Genomic DNA, 18,669 nt, shown 5'->3' with positions numbered 1-18,669 from the left:
CGAGCACTGGTTGAGATCGGTCACGCGCGCCTCCGGCAACCATGGGACCGGACCGAGCGTCTTTCCTTCGAACATGTTCCGGAACCGCCGGGCGCGGGCCATGCGCCGACGACCGGACCGCGGCGGCACCGCAACCGGACGACAGCCGGACGACAGCCCGGTACCAAGGGGCACGGCACTACAGTGGGTCGGAACAGCCAGCAAGCAGCAGGGAGCGCATGACGTGCGGCCGGTAGGCAGCAAGTACCTCCTCGAGGAGCCGCTCGGACGCGGTGCCACGGGGACCGTCTGGCGAGCCCGCCAGCGCGAGACCGCGGGCGCCGAGGCGGCCGTGGCCGGACAGCCCGGCGAGACCGTCGCGATCAAGGTCCTCAAGGAGGAGCTCGCGAACGACGCCGACGTCGTGATGCGCTTCCTCCGGGAGCGCTCCGTCCTGCTCCGGCTCACCCACCCGAACATCGTCCGGGTCCGTGACCTGGTCGTCGAGGGCGATCTGCTGGCCCTGGTCATGGACCTCGTCGACGGCCCCGACCTGCACCGCTACCTGCGCGAGAACGGCCCCTTCAGCCCGGTCGCCGCCGCGCTGCTCACCGCGCAGATCGCCGACGCGCTGGCCGCCAGCCACGCCGACGGCGTGGTCCACCGCGACCTGAAACCGGCCAACGTGCTGCTCAAACAGGACGACGGCCAGATGCACCCGATGCTGACCGACTTCGGCATCGCCCGCCTCGCCGACTCGCCCGGCCTCACCCGCACCCACGAGTTCGTCGGCACGCCCGCGTACGTGGCGCCGGAGTCCGCCGAGGGCCGCCCGCAGACCTCCGCCGTCGACATCTACGGCGCCGGCATCCTGCTGTACGAGCTGGTCACCGGCCGCCCGCCGTTCTCCGGCGGCTCCGCCCTGGAGGTCCTGCACCAGCACCTCAGCGCCGAGCCGCGCCGCCCCTCCACGGTCCCCGACCCGCTGTGGACGGTCATCGAGCGCTGCCTGCGCAAGAACCCCGACGAGCGCCCCAGCGCCGAGAACCTGGCCCGCGGCCTGCGCGTCGTCGCCGAGGGCATCGGCGTGCACGCCAGTTCGGCGCAGATCGGCGCCGCCGAGAACGTCGGCGCGCTGCTCGCCCCCGACCCGGCCCCCGCGCCCGTGCCGGACACCCCGGGCGCCGCCGACCCGACCCAGGTCCTGCCGCAGCACGGCGGGTACGACCCCGAAGGCGCGACCAGCGTCCTGCCGCACACCGGCGGCCCGGCCGGCGCCGCCGACCCCACCGCCGTCCTGCCCAGCCGGGGCGCGGCCGACCCGACCGCCGTCCTGCCGCCCGTACCACCGGACCAGCAGGGCGGACCCGGGCAGCCCGGCGGGCCCGAGGACCCGCACCCCTGGCAGAACCAGTTGCGCGCCGCCCGCGACCGCAACGAGCAGACGCAGGTGCAGTACCTCGACCCGAACGAGGACCCGCTGCGCCGCCGCCCCCAGCGCCAGGTCGCCCGCCCCCAGCAGCCGCCCCGCAGGCAGCCCCAGCAGCCCCAGCAGCCCCCGCAGGGCTACGGCGGCCGGCAGCAGCCGCACCGGTACGTCAACCCCCAGCCCCAGCAGCCGCCGGGGCCCCAGCCGCAGCGGTACGCCCCGCCGCCCGCGCCCGAGCCGCAGCGCCCCCGGCGCGAGCCCCGGCGGCGCGGCGCCAACCCGATGCACATCCCCGGCCTCGGCTGCCTCAAGGGCTGCCTGGTCACCCTCGTCGTGCTGTTCGTGGCCGGCTGGCTGGTGTGGGAGCTGAGCCCGCTCCAGGAGTGGATCGGCACCACCAAGGGCTACTGGGACCAGCTCACCACCTGGATCGGCGACATCACCGGGTGGATCGAGGACCTGGGCGGCTCCGGCTCCAACTGACCGGCACCCGCCCGTCCGCGAGCGGCCGGGCGGGAGACATGTCGACATCCCGCGGGTGATTTCCCCCTCGCCGTGAAGAGCGGCCTTTCGGACGCGTAGTTTTGTCGACCGAGGGCCGGGTCTGTGGACCGGGGGTCCGGGGGTCGGCCCCGGACCGGCGCAGCATCGGCAACACGCGTCGGTAGGAGCAGTCTTGGCACGGAAGATCGGCAGCCGGTACACCGCCCACCAGATCCTCGGGCGGGGCAGCGCCGGCACGGTGTGGCTGGGCGAGGGACCCGAGGGACCCGTCGCGATCAAGCTGCTGCGCGAGGACCTCGCGTCCGACCAGGAGCTGGTCGGCCGCTTCGTCCAGGAGCGGACCGCCCTGCTCGGCCTGGAGCACCCGCACATCGTCTCCGTACGCGACCTGGTGGTCGACGGCAACGACCTCGCGCTCGTCATGGACCTGGTCCGCGGCACCGACCTGCGCACCCGCCTGGACCGCGAGCGCCGGCTGGCCCCCGAGGCCGCGGTCGCCGTGGCCGCCGACGTCGCCGACGGGCTGGCCGCCGCGCACGCGGCCGGCGTCGTCCACCGCGACGTCAAGCCCGAGAACATCCTGCTCGACATGGAGGGCCCGCTCGGCCCCGGCGGCTCGCACCGCGCGCTGCTCACCGACTTCGGTGTGGCCAAACTCATCGACACCCCGCGCCGCACCCGCGCCACGAAGATCATCGGCACCCCCGACTACCTCGCCCCGGAGATCGTCGAGGGCCTCCCGCCGCGCGCCTCGGTCGACATCTACGCCCTGGCCACCGTCCTGTACGAGCTGCTGGCGGGCTTCACGCCGTTCGGCGGCGGCCACCCCGGAGCCGTTCTGCGCCGCCACGTCACCGAGTCCGTCGTCCCGCTCCCCGGCATCCCGGACGAGCTGTGGCAGCTCCTCGTCCAGTGCCTCGCCAAGGCCCCCGCCTCCCGGCTGCGCGCCTCCGAGCTGGGCGCCAAGCTGCGCGAGCTGCTGCCGCTGCTGGCCGGCATGCCGCCCCTGGACGTGGACGAACCCGGCGCCGAGCAGGCCGACGCGGAGCCCGGCGCCCCGGCCGGCCCCGCCGACCGGCCCGAGGGCACCGGCGGCCCGGTCCGGCGGCGCGGCGCGGTCCCGCTGGTGCCGGGCGCCAAGCCCGCGGACTCCAACCGCGACACCCACACCTCGATGCGGGTCCCCGCCCCCGACGAACTCGCCGGCGGCGCCCGCGGCACCGCCCGCGCCCCCCGCGCGGCCGGTGCCCCCCGCCCCGGCTCGGCCCGCAACCGGGCCACCGCCCGGCGCCGCCGGATCGCCCTCGGCGCGGGCGCCGCCGTCCTGGTCGCGGCGGTCGGCGTCGGCACCTGGCTGGCCACCGGCGGCGACGACACCGGCGCGGACCCGCAGGACACCCGGAACTCGGCGCCGGCCTCCCCCTGACCCGGCGCCCGCGCCGCCCGGCGTGGACCGCTTGGCGGAGCCGTTACGCTGGAGGCGTGGCAGTCGTCGATGTATCCGAAGAGCTGAAGTCCCTCTCCTCGACCATGGAGTCGATCGAGGCCGTCCTGGACCTGGACAGGATGAGGGCAGACATCGCCGTGCTCGAGGAGCAGGCGGCCGCGCCGTCCCTGTGGGACAACCCGGACGAGGCGCAGAAGATCACCAGCAAGCTCTCCCACCTCCAGGCCGAGGTCCGCAAGGCCGAGGCGCTGCGCGGCCGGATCGACGATCTCGCCGTGCTCTTCGAGATGGCCGAGGAGGAGAACGACCCGGACACCCGCGCCGAGGCCGAGTCCGAGCTGACGGCCGTGAGGAAGGCGCTGGACGAGATGGAGGTCCGCACCCTCCTCTCCGGTGAGTACGACTCCCGCGAGGCGCTGGTCAACATCCGCGCCGAGGCGGGCGGTGTCGACGCCGCCGACTTCGCCGAGAAGCTCCAGCGGATGTACCTGCGCTGGGCCGAGCAGCACGGCTACAAGACCGAGATCTACGAGACCTCGTACGCGGAGGAGGCCGGCATCAAGTCGACCACCTTCGCCGTGCAGGTGCCGTACGCCTATGGCACGCTCTCCGTCGAGCAGGGCACGCACCGGCTGGTGCGCATCTCGCCCTTCGACAACCAGGGCCGCCGGCAGACCTCCTTCGCGGGCGTCGAGGTGCTCCCCGTCGTCGAGCAGTCCGACCACGTCGAGATCGACGAGTCCGAGCTGCGCATCGACGTCTACCGCTCCTCCGGCCCCGGCGGCCAGGGCGTGAACACCACCGACTCGGCGGTGCGCATCACCCACCTGCCCACCGGCATCGTGGTCTCCTGCCAGAACGAGCGGTCGCAGATCCAGAACAAGGCCACCGCGATGAACGTCCTCCAGGCCAAGCTCCTGGAGCGCCGCCGCCAGGAGGAGCAGGCCAAGATGGACGCCCTCAAGGGCGACGGGGGCAACTCCTGGGGCAACCAGATGCGTTCCTACGTCCTGCACCCGTACCAGATGGTCAAGGACCTGCGCACCGAGCACGAGGTCGGCAACCCCGAGGCCGTTTTCAACGGCGAGATCGACGGTTTCCTGGAAGCCGGAATTCGCTGGCGCAAGCAGCAGGAGAAGTAACTTTGTCGACACGACAACTGCCGTCCACCGGACGGCAGTTGTCGTTCATCCGCCTTTTACGTCACACTCACGCTCTTTGTGTCCGGCATACTCCCCCCAAGCGGACATCGCGTACGCAACGGCCTTGACGCGCTCTTGAAAAATCGGAATGGTGACGTTCGGCATGCGTATTTCTGGGGCGCATGTGAACCGGGGGACTTCTACACGGCTACTCCCGTCGATCACGGCCCCGAACGCGCCGCATTGACTATTCGGCTACTGGGGGTAGCAACTACATGACGAAGAAGACGCGGATCCGTGTCGCGCGCATCGCCGCGGGCGCGGTGATCGCCGCCGGCGCATCCCTGACCGCGGCGGGCGCGGCCTCGGCCCTCGACATCGGCGTGACCGCCGCCAATGCCGGGGGCTCGGTCTCCGCGAAGTCGGACGGCGGTACGACGGAAGGAACCACCGGGAACACCAGCGCCTCGCTGGGTGTGTCCGAGGGCACGTCCAGCGGTACCTCGGCGGGTACGTCGAGCGGTACGTCGGAGGGCACCTCGGCGGGTACGTCCAGCGGTACCTCGGAGGGCACCTCGGCGGGCACCTCCAGCGGTACCTCGGAGGGCACGTCCAGCGGCACGTCCACGGGCACCTCCAGCGGTACGTCCGAGGGCACGTCCAGCGGTACCTCGGCGGGCACCTCCTCGGGTACGTCCAGCGGCACGTCGGAGGGCACCTCCAGCGGTACGTCCGGCGGCTCCACGTCCGGCGGCTCCACCTCCGGCGGCAGCACGTCCGGTGGCAGCACGTCCGGCGGCTCGACCGGCGGCTCCGGCGGCAGCACCTCGGGCGGCTCCACCTCCGGCGGCTCCACCTCGGGCGGCTCCACGTCCGGCGGTGACACCGGCGGCACCGGTGGGTCCACCGGTGGCTCCGGCACCACCGGGGGTTCCGGCGGTCCCGGCCCCGACGGCGGCAACGTCCCGCAGAACCAGGGCACCTCCGCCCTCACCGACACCGGCGACGGCACGTCCGGCGACGCCTCCGCGCAGGGCGGCGGGGACGAACTGGCCGAGACCGGTGCCGCGGAGACCACCTTCCTGGTGGTCGGCGCGGCCACGATGATCGCCGGCGGCATCGGCTTCCGGATGCTGCCGCGGCTCATGAGCGGCCGGGGTGGCGCCGCCGCCTGACGGCGACGGAACCGCCCGCGCACACCACGTGCCGAGGGGCCCGGAGCGCACCCCGCTCCGGGCCCCTCGCCCGTCTGTCCGTCTCGCCCGGCGGCCCCGCCGCCGCGGCCCGGCGCTACGCGGCCTGGTGGGCCAGCAGGGCCACCGCCGCCACCAGCAGCGCGAGCAGTGCGATCAGTGCCACCGGGTTCAGACCCGTGGAGAAGTCCTCGCGCTGCATCCGCTCGCGGTTCGCCCGGCACACCGGGCACCGGCCCTCGCTCACGGGCGCCGCGCAGTTCGCGCACACCAGCCGGTCGTACGTCATGCGCTCGCCCTCCTTGCGGCCGTTCCACCTACACAACGCCCGCGCGTCCGCGAACGTTCCCCTTCCACTGTGCCAGGTTCCGCGAGTCGCTGCGCGCGAACCCCGGGGGACCGGTGTATGGACAAAACACGCAAGCGGCGACCAACCCCGACCGGTGCCTGCGGTCCCATACCCATTTCGCGTATGGTCACGCACATCTACCCCCGGCTACCCGTGGTGCATCCGTGATCCGATTCGACAACGTGTCCAAGGTCTACCCCAAACAGAACCGCCCGGCCCTCAGAGACGTCTCCCTGGAGGTCGAGAAGGGCGAGTTCGTCTTCCTCGTGGGGTCCTCCGGCTCCGGAAAGTCCACCTTCCTGCGGCTCATCCTCCGCGAGGAGCGGGCCAGCCACGGACAGGTGCACGTTCTGGGCAAGGACCTCGCCCGCCTGTCCAACTGGAAGGTGCCGCACATGCGGCGCCAGCTCGGAACCGTCTTCCAGGACTTCCGGCTGCTGCCCAACAAGACGGTCGCCGAGAACGTCGCCTTCGCGCAGGAGGTCATCGGCAAGTCCCGCGGCGAGATCCGCAAGTCCGTGCCGCAGGTCCTGGACCTGGTCGGGCTCGGCGGCAAGGAGGACCGCATGCCGGGCGAGCTGTCCGGCGGTGAGCAGCAGCGCGTGGCCATCGCGCGGGCCTTCGTCAACCGGCCCAAACTGCTGATCGCCGACGAGCCCACCGGCAACCTCGACCCGCAGACCTCGGTCGGCATCATGAAGCTGCTCGACCGGATCAACCGGACCGGCACCACCGTGGTGATGGCCACCCACGACCAGAACATCGTGGACCAGATGCGCAAGCGCGTCATCGAGCTGGAGAAGGGGCGCCTCGTCCGCGACCAGGCGCGCGGTGTCTACGGCTACCAGCACTGAGACCGCACCCCGCCCGGTATCCACGGAAAGGCTTGTTCAGACGCCATGCGCGCCCAGTTCGTCCTCTCGGAGATCGGTGTCGGTCTCCGCCGCAACCTGACCATGACCTTCGCGGTCATCGTCTCCGTCGCCCTGTCCCTGGCCCTGTTCGGCGGTTCGCTGCTGATGAGCGACCAGGTCAACACCATGAAGGGCTACTGGTACGACAAGGTCAACGTCTCGGTCTTCCTCTGCAACAAGAGCGACGCCGAGTCCGACCCCAACTGTGCCAAGGGCGCGGTGACCGAGGACCAGAAGAAGCAGATCATGGCCGACCTCGACGAGATGTCGGTCGTGGAGAAGGTGACGTACGAGTCGCAGGACGAGGCGTACAAGCACTACAAGGAGCAGTTCGGCGACTCGCCGCTGGCCAGCTCCCTCACGCCGGACCAGATGCAGGAGTCGTACCGGATCAAGCTGAAGGACCCGGAGAAGTACCAGGTGATCGCGACCGCCTTCGACGGGCGGGACGGCGTGCAGTCCGTGCAGGACCAGAAGGGCATCCTGGACAACCTCTTCGGCCTGCTCAACGGCATGAACTGGGCGGCCCGCGCGATCATGGCGCTGATGCTGGTGGTGGCGCTGATGCTGATCGTCAACACCGTGCGCGTCTCGGCGTTCAGCCGCCGCCGGGAGACCGGCATCATGCGCCTGGTGGGCGCCTCCGGCTTCTACATCCAGGCGCCGTTCATCATGGAGGCCGCGGTCGCCGGACTCATCGGCGGCGGCGTGGCCTGCGCCTTCCTGGTGGCCGCCCGGTATCTGATCATCGATCACGGACTGGCGCTCTCCGAGAAGCTGACGCTGATCAACTTCATCGGCTGGGACGCGGTCCTGACGAAGCTGCCGCTCATCCTGGCGACCAGCCTGCTGATGCCCGCACTTGCGGCGTTCTTCGCCCTCCGCAAGTACCTGAAGGTGTGACACATGCCAAGAGGGCCGAGCGGTCAAGCGACCGTGCGGCCCTCTCGGGTTGTCCTAGACTCACCGGCATGTCAGGTCGTGACCTGTTCTGTCAGCCCCGCCGCTTTCGCCACGGGGCCGCCCTGACCTTGGTGTTCGCCAGTGTCCTGGTCGCCGGGGCGGCCACCGGCTCGCTTCCCGGAAGCGACCGGAAGGAGACCGCCGACCCGGCCCGTTCCGCCGTTCCCGCCGGAGCCGCGGTGGGGGCGGACGTCACCCGGGCGGCGGCCGAGGCCCTCGCCGACGGCAAGTCCCCCACGGAGGCCGCCGAACGCGCGGTCAGCCGCAGCGGCGACCGCTGGGGCGCGGTCTACTCCCGCGGCGAGTACGAGGAGTTGGAGGACGCCCTCGACGGCCGCTACACCGGCGTCGGCCTCGCCGCGCGGCGTACCCGCGACGGCGGCATCGAGGTGACCCGGGTGCGGCCCGGCTCGCCCGCCGCCGACGCCGGGATCCGCGCGGGCGACCGGCTGCGCAGCGTCGACGGCGAGCCGGTCGACGGTCGCCCCGTCGCCGAGGTCGTCGCCCTGCTGCGCGGCGACGCCGCCGACGCCCCTGTTGGCACCACCGTCCGGCTCGGCGTCCAGCGCGGCACGCGCGCGTGGACGCGCACCGTGCGCCGGGCCGAGCTGCGCACCGAGCCGGTGACCGTACGCCGGCTCGCGGGCGGTGCCACCGTCGTCAAGGTCACCTCCTTCACCCGGGGCGCCGGCGACCGCGTCCGCACCGCCGTACGGGACTCCCCGGCCGGCTCCGGCATCGTGCTGGACCTGCGCGGCAACTCCGGCGGCCTGGTCGCCGAGGCGGTCACCGCGGCCGGCGCCTTCCTCGACGGCGGCCTGGTCGCCACCTACGACATCGACGGCGCCCAGCGCGCCCTGCACGCCCCGGCCGGCGGCGACACCGCCCGCCCCCTGGTCGCCCTGGTCGACGGCGGCACCATGAGCGCGGCGGAACTGCTCACCGGCGCCCTCCAGGACCGCGGCCGCGCGGTCGTCGTCGGCTCGCGCACCTTCGGCAAGGGCTCGGTGCAGATGCCGAGCAGGCTGCCCGGCGGCTCGGTCGCCGAGCTGACCGTCGGCCACTACCGCACCCCGTCCGGCCGCGGCGTCGACGGCACCGGCATCACCCCGGACCTGGAGATCGACCCGGCCCTCCCGTCGGCCCTCACCCGCGCCGAGTCGGTCCTGGACGGCCTGGGCCGGTAGCCGCGCCCGGCGGAAACGACTTCCCGCCGACCCCCTCCGCAGTGCGAAAATGGCGGCACTATGAGCAAGCACATGTACGTACCGAAGGAGCTCCGGCCCAAGCAGGGCGGCGGGGGCGGCAAGGCGCGGGACGGGGAGAAGGGCGGCAAGCGGAAGATCGTCGCCCAGAACAAGAAGGCCCGCCACGACTACGCGATCATCGACACCTACGAGGCCGGGCTGGTGCTCACCGGCACCGAGGTCAAGTCGCTGCGCGAGGGGCGGACCTCGCTGGCCGACGGGTTCGTCCAGATCGACGGGGGCGAGGCGTGGCTGCACAACGCCCACATCCCGGAGTACCACCAGGGCAGTTGGACCAACCACTCCGCGCGGCGCAAGCGCAAGCTGCTGCTGCACCGCGAGGAGATCGACAAGCTGGCGTCCAAGTCCCAGGAGACCGGCCACACCATCGTCCCGCTCGCCGTGTACTTCAAGGACGGCCGGGCCAAGGCCGAGATCGCCCTCGCCCGGGGCAAGAAGGAGTACGACAAGCGCCAGACGCTGCGCGAGAAGCAGGACCGGCGCGAGGCGGAGCGGACCATCTCGGCGATCAAGCGCCGGGAGCGGGGCTGAGCTGCGGGCTGCGCCGGGAATAGGCTGGCATGTGGCCGCGTTGGTCACGTAAGATGGCATCTGCACCGCTCGACGGTGCGGAGATTGAAAAATCAACATGGGGATGATCGGTTTCGACAGCGGCTGTCGAAGCAGGGGAAGCGTGTCGAGGAAGCGGCCATGATCTCGTAAACCACAGGCCGAAAAAAATAATCGCCAACACCAAGCGCGATTCCTCCCAGCAGGCCTTCGCCCTCGCTGCCTGACCTCAGGTAGCGAAGCGAGCCTCCTACTAAGGGAGTGTCAGCCCGGGGCTGTTCCCGACCCGGATCCTGGCATCAGCTAGGGAACTAAACCTCTAGACCCGGTCACGGGGTGTAGAGGGAAATCACACAGTGACTGGGCCCGTCGGCGACTTGTTCGCGTGATCGCCGGGGCCGAGAAAATCGCAGCGAACTGCACACGGAGAAGCCCTGGTTCCGCACCGTTGGACGCGGGTTCGATTCCCGCCATCTCCACGAGGTCGAGGGCGGCGTGTGCTCGCGGAAAGCGCGAGCACACGCCGCCCTCGTCTTTTCCGCGCGGCTCCGCCGCGCGAGGCGGGGGCTCCGCCACCCGCACCCCTCGCTCCAGCGGGCCGGAGTGCCGGTCATGCCCGGCCCCCGCCGGGCGGCGGCGGTGCCGTGCTCGCGCGTACCGTGAGGCGGGCCGGGAGCAGGGTCGTGGCGGGGCCGGGGGAGCCGGCGAGGGCCCGCATCGCCAGGTCCACCGCCGAGCCGCCCAGATCTGCGCACGGCACGCCCACCGCCGTGACCGGCACCCGGGCCGCCAGCGCGTCCTCGTCCGGGCAGATCGCGGCGACCGAGACGTCGCCCGGCACCCGCCGCCCGAGCCGTTCGAAGGACTCGATCAGCGGGGCCAGCAGCGGCTCGTTGTGGACGACGACCCCGGTCGGCACCGGACGCAGCCGCAGCAGACGCCCGGCGATCCGCGCGGCGGCGTCGGGGGTCGCGGCGCACGGGTGCACCGAGGAGACCAGCCCGGCCCGGTCCGCGGCGGCGGTGAAGCCCCGTACCACCCGCTGGGCGGACGCGGTCCCCCGGACGTACACCTCCGGCGGCGAGCCCACCAGCGCCACCGCCCGGTGCCCCAGCCCGGCCAGATGCTCCACACACCGCTCACCCGCCGCCCGGAAGTCCAGATCGACGCAGGTCAGCCCGTCCGGCTCGGCGGGCAGCCCGATCAGTACGGCGGGCCGGCCCGGCCCCCGCAGCAGCGGCAGCCGGGGGTCGTGCACCTCGACGTCCATCACGATCAGCGCGTCCGCCAGCGCCGGGTCGGCCACCCGCCGCAGACCCAGCTCGCCGTCCTCCCGGGTGATCAGCAGCACGTCGTGGTCGGCCGCGCGGGCGGCGGTCACCACCGACGCCACCGACCGCATCACCACCGGTACGTGCACGCCGGTGCGCAGCGGCAGCAGCAGCGCCAGCACCCCGGACCGGCCGCCGGCCGGGGCCCGCGCCGCCGCGTGCGGACGGTAGCCCAGCTCACGGACGGCCGCCTCGACGCGCCGCCGGGTCTCCGCCGAGATCGGACGCTTGCCGCTCAGGGCGTACGAGACGGTGCTGGGGGAGACCCCGGCACGCCGCGCCACATCGGTGATCCTGGGTGCCGTCGTCATGGTCGGCTCCTGCGGGCGGGGCGGAACGGGCGGCCATGGGCGAAACGCTTCGCCGCAGGAACGTAGGGGCGCCAAGCGGAAGCGTCAATGGGTCCGGCGCGAGCGGTGGGGCGGACGGGACCGGGCCGTCGCCGCCAGGGCCAGCACCAGCGCCAGGGCCGCGGCGGTGACGGGGACGGCGTAACCGGCCGTCGGGGAGACGTGCTCGACCGTCCAGCCGCCGAGCGCGCTGCCGCCGGCGATGCCGCCGAGCAGGCCGGTCACCGCCAGGGTCATGCCCTCGTTCAGCCGGCCCTCGGGGGTGCGCCGCTGGACCAGCGTCATGGTGGTGACCATCGTCGGGGCGGTCGCCATCCCGGCCAGCAGCAGCGTGCCCGCCAGCAGCGGCAGCGAACCCGGCCCGGCCGCCGCCAGCAGCGGCAGCGTCAGCAGGCAGGTCATCGCCGCCACGCACCACGGCAGCCGGGACTCCGCGGACCCGGCCGGCCGCCAGGCGCCGTACAGCAGGCCCGCCGCGCAGGAACCGGCCGCCTGGAGGGCCAGGACCGCGCCGGCCGCCGTGCGGTGCCCCTGCGCGTCGGCGAACGCGATCGTCACCACCTCCATCGTGCCGAACACCCCGCCGGTGGCCAGGCAGACCGCCAGCAGCGGCGGCATCCCGGGGGCGCGCAGCGGTGCCTTCCCCGAGGTCCGGGGCCGGGCGGGCGGCTCGGTGGCGCGCTGGGCGGTGAACAGCACCATGCCGGTCAGCAGCAGCGCCGCCGCGACGAGCGTGCCGGCCTCCGGGAAGAACGTCCCGCACAGGAACGCCGCCAGCACCGGGCCGAGCATGTAGCACAGCTCGTCGGCGGCCTGCTCGAAGGAGTTCGCCGTGTGCAGCGCGTCGCTGTCGCCGCCCAGCAGGTGGCTCCAGCGGGCGCGGGCCATGCCGCCGGTGTTGGGCGTGGTCGCGGTGGCGGCGTACGCGGCGAACAGCGCCCAGTCCGGGGCGCCTTGCCGCACGCAGAGCACCAGCGCGAGCGAGCCGAGCACGGCGATCAGCGTGGCCGGCAGGGCGATCCGGGCCTGGCCGTACCGGTCGACGAGCCGCGCGGTCCAGGGGGCGACCACCGCGGTCGCCGCCAGCCCGGTCGCCACGACGGCACCGGCGAGGGCGTACGAGTCCCGGGTGGCGGCGATCATCACCACCGCGCCGATGCTGAACATGCCCTGCGGCAGGCGGGCGACCAGGTTGCCGACGGTGAAGGCCCGCGCACCGGGCACGGCGAGCAGCCGGCGGTAGGGGCCGGGCGGGCGGTCGCGGACGCGGGTGTGCTTTGCGGCAGGGGTGTGCTGTCCGGCAGGGGTGCGGTGTCCGGTGAGCGGCATGCGCCCACCGTCGCCCGGCGCCGGCCGAGGGGTCCAACACCTTCTCCGTACCGATTCACGCACCCCTGTTGTAAGTTCGCCGGATGCCCGCCCCGAGCCACCTCGACCCCCGCCTCCTGCGCGCCTTCGTCACCGTCGCCGAGGAACTGCACTTCACCCGCGCGGCCAGCCGCCTGTACGTCGCCCAGCAGGCGCTCAGCCGGGACGTGCGCCGGCTCGAACGGGCGCTGGGCGCCGAGCTGTTCCTGCGGACCACCCGGCAGGTCACGCTCACCGCCGACGGCGAGAAACTGCTGCCGTACGCGCGCCGCGCGCTCCAGGCGCAGGACGACCTGCTCGCCGCGTTCGGCCACGCCCGCCCCCTGCTGGTCGACCTCAACTCACCGGGACTGGCCACCGGCCGCCGGGTCCTGCACCGGGCCCGCGCGCTCGCCCCCGACCTGGAGCTGATGGCCCGTTACGAGAGCGGCCTGACCTGGGCCGCGTCCGAACTGCTCGCGGGCCGTCTCGACGCCTCCTTCGGACGGTTCGCGGGGCTGGCCCCGGCGCTGCGGGCGGGCCTCGACCACCAGCCCGTCCGGTACGAACCGATGGCGGTGCTGCTGCCCGAGGACCACCCGCTGGCGCCGCTGCCCGCGGTGCCGCTCGCCGCGCTGGCGGGGGAGACGGTGTACGCCGGGGCCGGCAATCCGCGCACCCCGGAGTGGACCGACCTCGCCCACCGGCTGTTCGCGGGGCGCGGCATACGCGTGGCGCCGCCCGCGCCCCTCGCCGTGGGGGAGGCGGAGTTCGAACGCCTGATGGCGAAGACCGGGCACCCGGTGCTCGCCGTGGTCGACTTCCCGGCCCTGCCCTCGACGGTGGTGCGTCCGCTGACCGACCCGGTGCCGCTCTCGCCGGTCTCCCTGGTCTGGCGGAAGGGGCTGGTCCACCCGGCGCTCGACGCGCTGCGGTCGGCCGCCGCCCTGCTCGCCGCGGAGGAAGGGTGGCTCCGCCGAACCTTTGGGGGGTGGATTCCGGACAGTGACGAAGGTGTGATGTCGCCCTGAACAATGGGCACTGTGGCGTCACATGGTCTCCCGGTGCGCTACATTCATCGCCTGAGCACTGTGTGGTAAGGGGGCGCTCGAACCTGGTGGGAGGCCGGTTCGACGACGGGTGCTCGGTGTCGGAAGCGCAACCCGGAACCGTCCCCTGGGGGAAGTGCGTGCGCGTGAGCGATTGGCAGAAAGACGCCCAACCGGAGTGGTCCGAAAGCGCGTCCGAGACGCGCGTGCTCCCGGAGTTCGAGGCGATATCCGAAACGGCCGATGAGTCCGGTGCGCCGCACATATCCGGTCCCTCCGATTCATCTGGTCCGTCCGGTCCGTCCCCGCGGGCCGACGGTCCGGAGACCATACGGACCGAGATACTCCGCTTCCGCCGCGGCGCCCACGCCGACCGCGACGCCACGGACGCCTTCCGGCGCGGCGCCCCCGTCGCCTCCGGCGCCACCGACCCCTTCCGCCCCCCGGCCCGCCCCGACGCCACGGACGTACCCCCCGCCGCCGTCACCGACGTGCTCCCCGCCGCCGTCGACCCCGCCACCGACGTGCTCCCCGCCGTCCCCGGCCCCCGCACCCCCCTCGTACGCGACCCCTGGGCAGCGCCCGGCGAGGACCCGCACGCGCATGACGCGCACGCGCATGACCCGCACGAGGTGACCGTCCAGTTGGACGCCGTGCAGTTGGGCGACGGCGGGCTCCAGCGGGTCCCGGGCGGCGCCGGGCGCGTACCCGCGGTCTCCGACCGCCCCGTCTTCGTCGACGAGTCCGGCCGGCGCGGCCGCCTGTACCGCCGTATCGGCATAGCCGTCGGCCTCACCTGTGCCGTGTACGCCGTCGTCATGGTCGTCACCCTCCTGTCCGGCAGCTCCACCGCGCCCTGGATGCCCGTGCCGGCCGAGCGGGAGGGCAAGCCGGCCGGCCAGGTCGAGACCTCCCCGGCGCCCACCGAGTCCGCGGCGCCCTCCGGCACCGGCACCGCCGACCCCGCGACCGGCCCGGGCACCGCCGCCGGCCCGACCCCGCCGCCCGCCGAGGACACCCCCGCGGCCGGCACCGCCCCGGCCGCCGTACGACCGGACACCACCGCCGACCCCGAGCCGACCGCCACCCGGACCAGCACCCGGCCGGGCGGCGCCGCCGCCGAGCCCGACCCGACCGCGACGGCCGGGGAATCCGGCACCGGCACCACCGGCCCCGCCACCCCGCCCGCCGCCGGCGACCCCACCGCCGACCCGACCGGCACCGCCGGCCCCGGCGAGGACGACGAGACCGGCGACCTCCTCCAGCGCCCGGCCGGACCGGCCCCCGTCGCCTGGGACGGCGTCCCCGCCACCCCACCCGTACAGTCCGTGGAGCACACCCTCTGATGGCCAACCGCACCCGCCGTCACGGAGCCGGATCAGGAGCCCGTGGCGGCTCCCGGCGGCGCCGTCTTCCCCTGCGCCTGCTGCTGCCGGTGTCCGTCCTCGTCGCCCTGGTGGCGATGCTCATGCTGCGCGGGTACGTGCACAGCGAGATCCTCGCCGACCACCGCATCCGCCCGCCCGCCCCCACCGGCACGGTGCCCCAGAAGATCCTGGACGGCGGCCCGGTCATCGACACCCGCGCCGGGCGGACCGAGACCATGAGCGTCCCCGACCACCACTTGGTGCTCACCTTCGACGACGGCCCCGACCCGACCTGGACCCCGCGCGTCCTGGACGTGCTGAAGGAGCACGACGCGCACGCCGTCTTCTTCGTCACCGGCACCATGGCCTCCCGCTACCCGGACCTGGTCCGGCGCATGGTCGACGAGGGCCACGAGGTCGGCCTGCACACCTTCAACCACCCCGACCTGTCCTACCAGTCGACCTCCCGCATCGACCGGGAGCTGGCACAGAACCAGCTCGCCCTCACCGGCGCGGCCGGCATCCGCACCTCCCTGTTCCGGCCGCCGTACTCCTCCTTCGCGGACGCGATGGACGACGCGTCCTGGCCGGTGACCCGGTACATCGGCTCGCGCGGCTACCTCACGGTCGTCAACAACACCGACAGCGAGGACTGGAAGAAGCCCGGCGTCGACGAGATCATCCGCCGCGCCACCCCGCAGGGCGGCAAGGGCGCCATCGTCCTGATGCACGACTCCGGCGGCGACCGGCACCAGACCGTGCAGGCACTGGACCGGTTCCTGCCCGACCTGCAGAAGCAGGGCTACGCGTTCGACAACCTCACCGAGGCGCTGGACCTGCCCAGCGCGCACACCCCGGTGACCGGCACCGACCTGTGGACCGGCAAGGCGTGGACCTTCCTGGTCCAGGCGTCCGAGAAGGTCACCGACGTGCTGGTGGTCGGGCTGGCGGTGATCGGCTTCCTGGTGATCGGCCGGTTCGGGCTGATGCTGCTGCTCTCCGCCGTGCACGCCCGCAGGGTGCGCCGCACGGGCTTCGCCTGGGGGCCGCCGGTCACCGAACCGGTGTCGGTGCTGGTGCCGGCGTACAACGAGGCCAAGTGCATCGAGAACACGGTGCGTTCGCTGATGACCAGTGACCATCCCATCGAGATCCTGGTCATCGACGACGGCTCCACCGACGGCACCGCCCGCATCGTCGAGGCGATGGGCCTGCCCGGCGTCCGCGTCATCCGGCAGCTCAACGCGGGCAAGCCCGCCGCGCTCAACCGGGGCCTGGCCAACGCCCGGTACGACATCGTCGTGATGATGGACGGCGACACCGTCTTCGAACCGTCCACCGTCCGCGAGCTCGTCCAGCCCTTCGGCGACCCGCGGGTCGGCGCGGTCGCGGGCAACGCCAAGGTCGGCAACAAGGACACCCTCATCGGGGCCTGGCAGCACATCGAGTACGTGATGGGCTTCAACCTCGACCGGCGCATGTACGACGTGCTGGGCTGCATGCCGACCATCCCCGGCGCGGTCGGCGCGTTCCGCCGCTCCGCCCTGGAGCGCGTCGGCGGGATGAGCGACGACACCCTCGCCGAGGACACCGACGTCACGATGGCACTGCACCGCGACGGCTGGAAGGTGGTCTACGCGGAGAACGCCCGCGCCTGGACCGAGGCCCCCGAGTCCGTCCAGCAGCTCTGGTCCCAGCGCTACCGCTGGTCCTACGGCACCATGCAGGCCATCTGGAAGCACCGCCGCGCCCTCGTCGAGCGGGGCCCCTCCGGCCGCTTCGGCCGCGTCGGGCTGCCCTTCGTCTCCCTCTTCATGGTCGTGGCCCCCCTGCTGGCGCCGCTGATCGACATCTTCCTGCTGTACGGCATCGTCTTCGGCCCGGCCGGCAAGACGATCACGGCCTGGTTCGGCGTCCTCGCCCTCCAGGCGGTCTGCGCGGCCTACGCCTTCCGCCTCGACCGGGAGCACACCTCCCACCTGATCTCGCTGCCGCTCCAGCAGATCCTCTACCGCCAGCTCATGTACGTCGTCCTGCTCCAGTCCTGGATCACGGCGCTCACCGGCGGCCGGCTGCGCTGGCAGAAGCTGCGCCGGCACGGCGGGGTCTCCGCCCCGCCCGGTCCGTCCGGTCCGTCCGGCCCGTCCGCGCGGCCCGCGCCCGCCCTGCACGGAGGACCGGCCCGATGACGACGCCCCCGTACGACCCGGCGACGCTCTCCCCGACGCCGTCCCCCGCCCTCCCGGAAGACCACGAAGTGACCGCACCCCCCGCCCTGCCCGACGCGACCGGACCCGCGCCGCAGGCGCCGCCCGCGGAACCGCCCCGGCCGGCCCCCGTACGCGACCGCTACTTCGACCTGCTGCGCGCGGTCGCCCTGTTCCGCGTGGTCTTCTACCACCTGATGGGCTGGGCCTGGCTGCCGGTCGTGTTCCCGTCCATGGGCGTGATGTTCGCCCTCGCGGGCAACCTCATGGCGCGCTCGCTCCAGCGCCCGGCCGTGCGGGTCGTGCGCGGCCGGATGCGGCGGCTGCTCCCGCCGCTGTGGCTGCTCGGCGCCGTCGGCGTCACCGGCATGCTGGTCCAGGGCTGGGGACCGGACGCGGAGGGCCACCCGGCCTGGTGGTGGCTGCACCTGCTGTACTGGGTGGTGCCGCTGAGCGACCCGCCCTACGCCGAGGGACTGCCCGGCCTGCACGGCATCGTCGGCGAGGACTGGGCCACCGAACTCGCCGGGCCGCTCTGGTACATCCGCGCCTACCTCTGGTACGTCCTGCTGTCGCCGTTCCTCCTGAAGGCCCTGCGGTCGCTGCCCTGGGCGACCATCCTGTCGCCCGTCGCGCTGGCCGCCGCCCTGGAGTTCGGGTGGCTGCACATCCCGTACGGCCGGATCGACTCGGCCGTCACCGACTTCAGCACCTTCGGCGCCTGCTGGATCCTCGGCATGGCCCACCAGCAGGGCATCCTGGCCCGTCTGCCGCGCTACGTCGTGCCGTCCCTGGCCCCGTTCGTCGCCGCCTTCGGCCTGTGGTACGCCCTCACCCACGGCTTCAAGGAGGGCCACGACCTCGACGACATCCCGTTCGCGCAGTCCCTGTGGTCCCTGGCCACGGTCGCGCTGCTGCTGCACATCAGCCCCTCGTGGACGCAGTGGCCGCGACGGCTGCGGCGCTGGGACCGGCTCATCACCCTGCTCAACTCCCGGGCCGTGACGATCTACCTGTGGCACAACGTCTGCATCCTCGTCGCCGCCACCGTGTGGGACGACCTGTGGAACATCGACACCCTCGCCGATCACGAGGCATGGCTCCTGGACAGCCCCTGGCCCGTCCTCGCCCTCGCCTGGTCCCTCGTCGCGCTCTGCATCGTCGCCTTCGGATGGGCGGAGGACCTGGCCGCGAAGCGCAGGCCCCGACTGTGGCCGGACAGCCCGGCCGCGGCCCGGGGCAGCACCGGTACCCGCCGACACCGGACCTGACGCGCCACGG

General features: G+C 73.2%; 15 protein-coding genes and 1 other RNA gene. 13 read left to right on the top strand and 3 right to left on the bottom strand.

The genetic code is table 11. The features are described 5' to 3' along the window. Positions 1–223: 223 nt before the first annotated feature. The 4 genes from IE316_RS04040 to IE316_RS04025 all read left to right on the top strand — a co-directional run bounded on the left by IE316_RS04040 (position 224) and on the right by IE316_RS04025 (position 5,676). Entirely contained in the window at positions 224–1,891 is a 1,668-nt protein-coding gene (locus IE316_RS04040) for a serine/threonine-protein kinase (protein WP_190202676.1), read from the top strand. Between the two features lie 193 nt (positions 1,892–2,084). Further along, entirely contained in the window at positions 2,085–3,338 is a 1,254-nt protein-coding gene (locus IE316_RS04035; protein WP_190202675.1) for a serine/threonine-protein kinase, read from the top strand. Positions 3,339–3,394: 56 nt separating this feature from the next. Next, positions 3,395–4,501: a peptide chain release factor 2 gene (gene prfB / locus IE316_RS04030; RefSeq protein WP_190202674.1), complete on the top strand. Its 1,107-nt coding sequence runs from the start codon at positions 3,395–3,397 to the stop codon at positions 4,499–4,501. 275 nt (positions 4,502–4,776) lie between these two features. Continuing rightward, complete coding sequence (locus IE316_RS04025; RefSeq protein WP_190202673.1) at positions 4,777–5,676, top strand: hypothetical protein; 900 nt, start codon at positions 4,777–4,779, stop codon at positions 5,674–5,676. A gap of 115 nt (positions 5,677–5,791) precedes the next feature. On the opposite strand, the gene IE316_RS04020 is transcribed toward IE316_RS04025, so the two are convergent. Then, positions 5,792–5,983, bottom strand: coding sequence for a hypothetical protein (locus IE316_RS04020; protein ID WP_190202672.1), 192 nt, complete (start codon positions 5,981–5,983; stop codon positions 5,792–5,794). A gap of 224 nt (positions 5,984–6,207) precedes the next feature. Here IE316_RS04020 and ftsE point away from each other — a divergent pair, with 224 nt between their 5' ends. The 5 genes from ftsE to ssrA all read left to right on the top strand — a co-directional run bounded on the left by ftsE (position 6,208) and on the right by ssrA (position 10,219). Then, entirely contained in the window at positions 6,208–6,897 is a 690-nt protein-coding gene (gene ftsE, locus IE316_RS04015) for a cell division ATP-binding protein FtsE (RefSeq protein ID WP_190202671.1), read from the top strand. A 45-nt stretch (positions 6,898–6,942) separates the two neighbouring features. Next, complete coding sequence (gene ftsX, locus IE316_RS04010) at positions 6,943–7,860, top strand: permease-like cell division protein FtsX (protein WP_190202670.1); 918 nt, start codon at positions 6,943–6,945, stop codon at positions 7,858–7,860. Positions 7,861–7,928: 68 nt separating this feature from the next. Further along, positions 7,929–9,107, top strand: coding sequence for a S41 family peptidase (locus IE316_RS04005; RefSeq protein WP_190202669.1), 1,179 nt, complete (start codon positions 7,929–7,931; stop codon positions 9,105–9,107). A gap of 72 nt (positions 9,108–9,179) precedes the next feature. After that, a complete protein-coding gene (smpB, locus tag IE316_RS04000) occupies positions 9,180–9,719 on the top strand; it encodes an SsrA-binding protein SmpB (RefSeq protein WP_229910183.1) in 540 nt (179 codons plus the stop codon). Positions 9,720–9,818: 99 nt separating this feature from the next. Next, positions 9,819–10,219: a transfer-messenger RNA gene (gene ssrA / locus IE316_RS03995) on the top strand. Positions 10,220–10,347: 128 nt separating this feature from the next. Here ssrA and IE316_RS03990 read toward each other — a convergent pair. Together IE316_RS03990 and IE316_RS03985 are read right to left on the bottom strand one after the other, a co-directional pair. Beyond that, positions 10,348–11,379 carry a LacI family DNA-binding transcriptional regulator gene (locus IE316_RS03990; RefSeq protein WP_190202668.1) on the bottom strand — a complete coding sequence of 344 codons (1,032 nt, stop codon included), beginning with the start codon at positions 11,377–11,379 and terminating at the stop codon, positions 10,348–10,350. Positions 11,380–11,463: 84 nt separating this feature from the next. Further along, complete coding sequence (locus IE316_RS03985; protein WP_229910172.1) at positions 11,464–12,747, bottom strand: MFS transporter; 1,284 nt, start codon at positions 12,745–12,747, stop codon at positions 11,464–11,466. 83 nt (positions 12,748–12,830) lie between these two features. Here IE316_RS03985 and IE316_RS03980 point away from each other — a divergent pair, with 83 nt between their 5' ends. The 4 genes from IE316_RS03980 (at position 12,831) to IE316_RS03965 (ending at position 18,659) form a co-directional block, all read left to right on the top strand. Then, positions 12,831–13,796, top strand: coding sequence for a LysR family transcriptional regulator (locus IE316_RS03980; protein ID WP_190202667.1), 966 nt, complete (start codon positions 12,831–12,833; stop codon positions 13,794–13,796). Between the two features lie 224 nt (positions 13,797–14,020). Continuing rightward, positions 14,021–15,160 carry a hypothetical protein gene (locus tag IE316_RS03975; RefSeq protein ID WP_229910171.1) on the top strand — a complete coding sequence of 380 codons (1,140 nt, stop codon included), beginning with the start codon at positions 14,021–14,023 and terminating at the stop codon, positions 15,158–15,160. Next, the gene (locus IE316_RS03970) at positions 15,160–17,370 is read left to right on the top strand and encodes a bifunctional polysaccharide deacetylase/glycosyltransferase family 2 protein (RefSeq protein WP_190202666.1); all 2,211 of its coding nucleotides are present in this window, start codon (positions 15,160–15,162) and stop codon (positions 17,368–17,370) included. The genes IE316_RS03975 and IE316_RS03970 overlap by 1 nt, the downstream gene beginning before the upstream one ends. Continuing rightward, the gene (locus tag IE316_RS03965; RefSeq protein ID WP_190202665.1) at positions 17,367–18,659 is read left to right on the top strand and encodes an acyltransferase family protein; all 1,293 of its coding nucleotides are present in this window, start codon (positions 17,367–17,369) and stop codon (positions 18,657–18,659) included. Before IE316_RS03970 ends, IE316_RS03965 begins: the two co-directional genes overlap by 4 nt. The last annotated feature ends 10 nt before the right edge of the window (positions 18,660–18,669 follow it).

The organism is Streptomyces fumanus, from assembly GCF_014655295.1.
Classification (GTDB): domain Bacteria; phylum Actinomycetota; class Actinomycetes; order Streptomycetales; family Streptomycetaceae; genus Streptomyces; species Streptomyces fumanus.
Note: the sequence above shows the minus strand (reverse complement) of the source record. Positions and strands in the feature narration are given on the sequence as shown.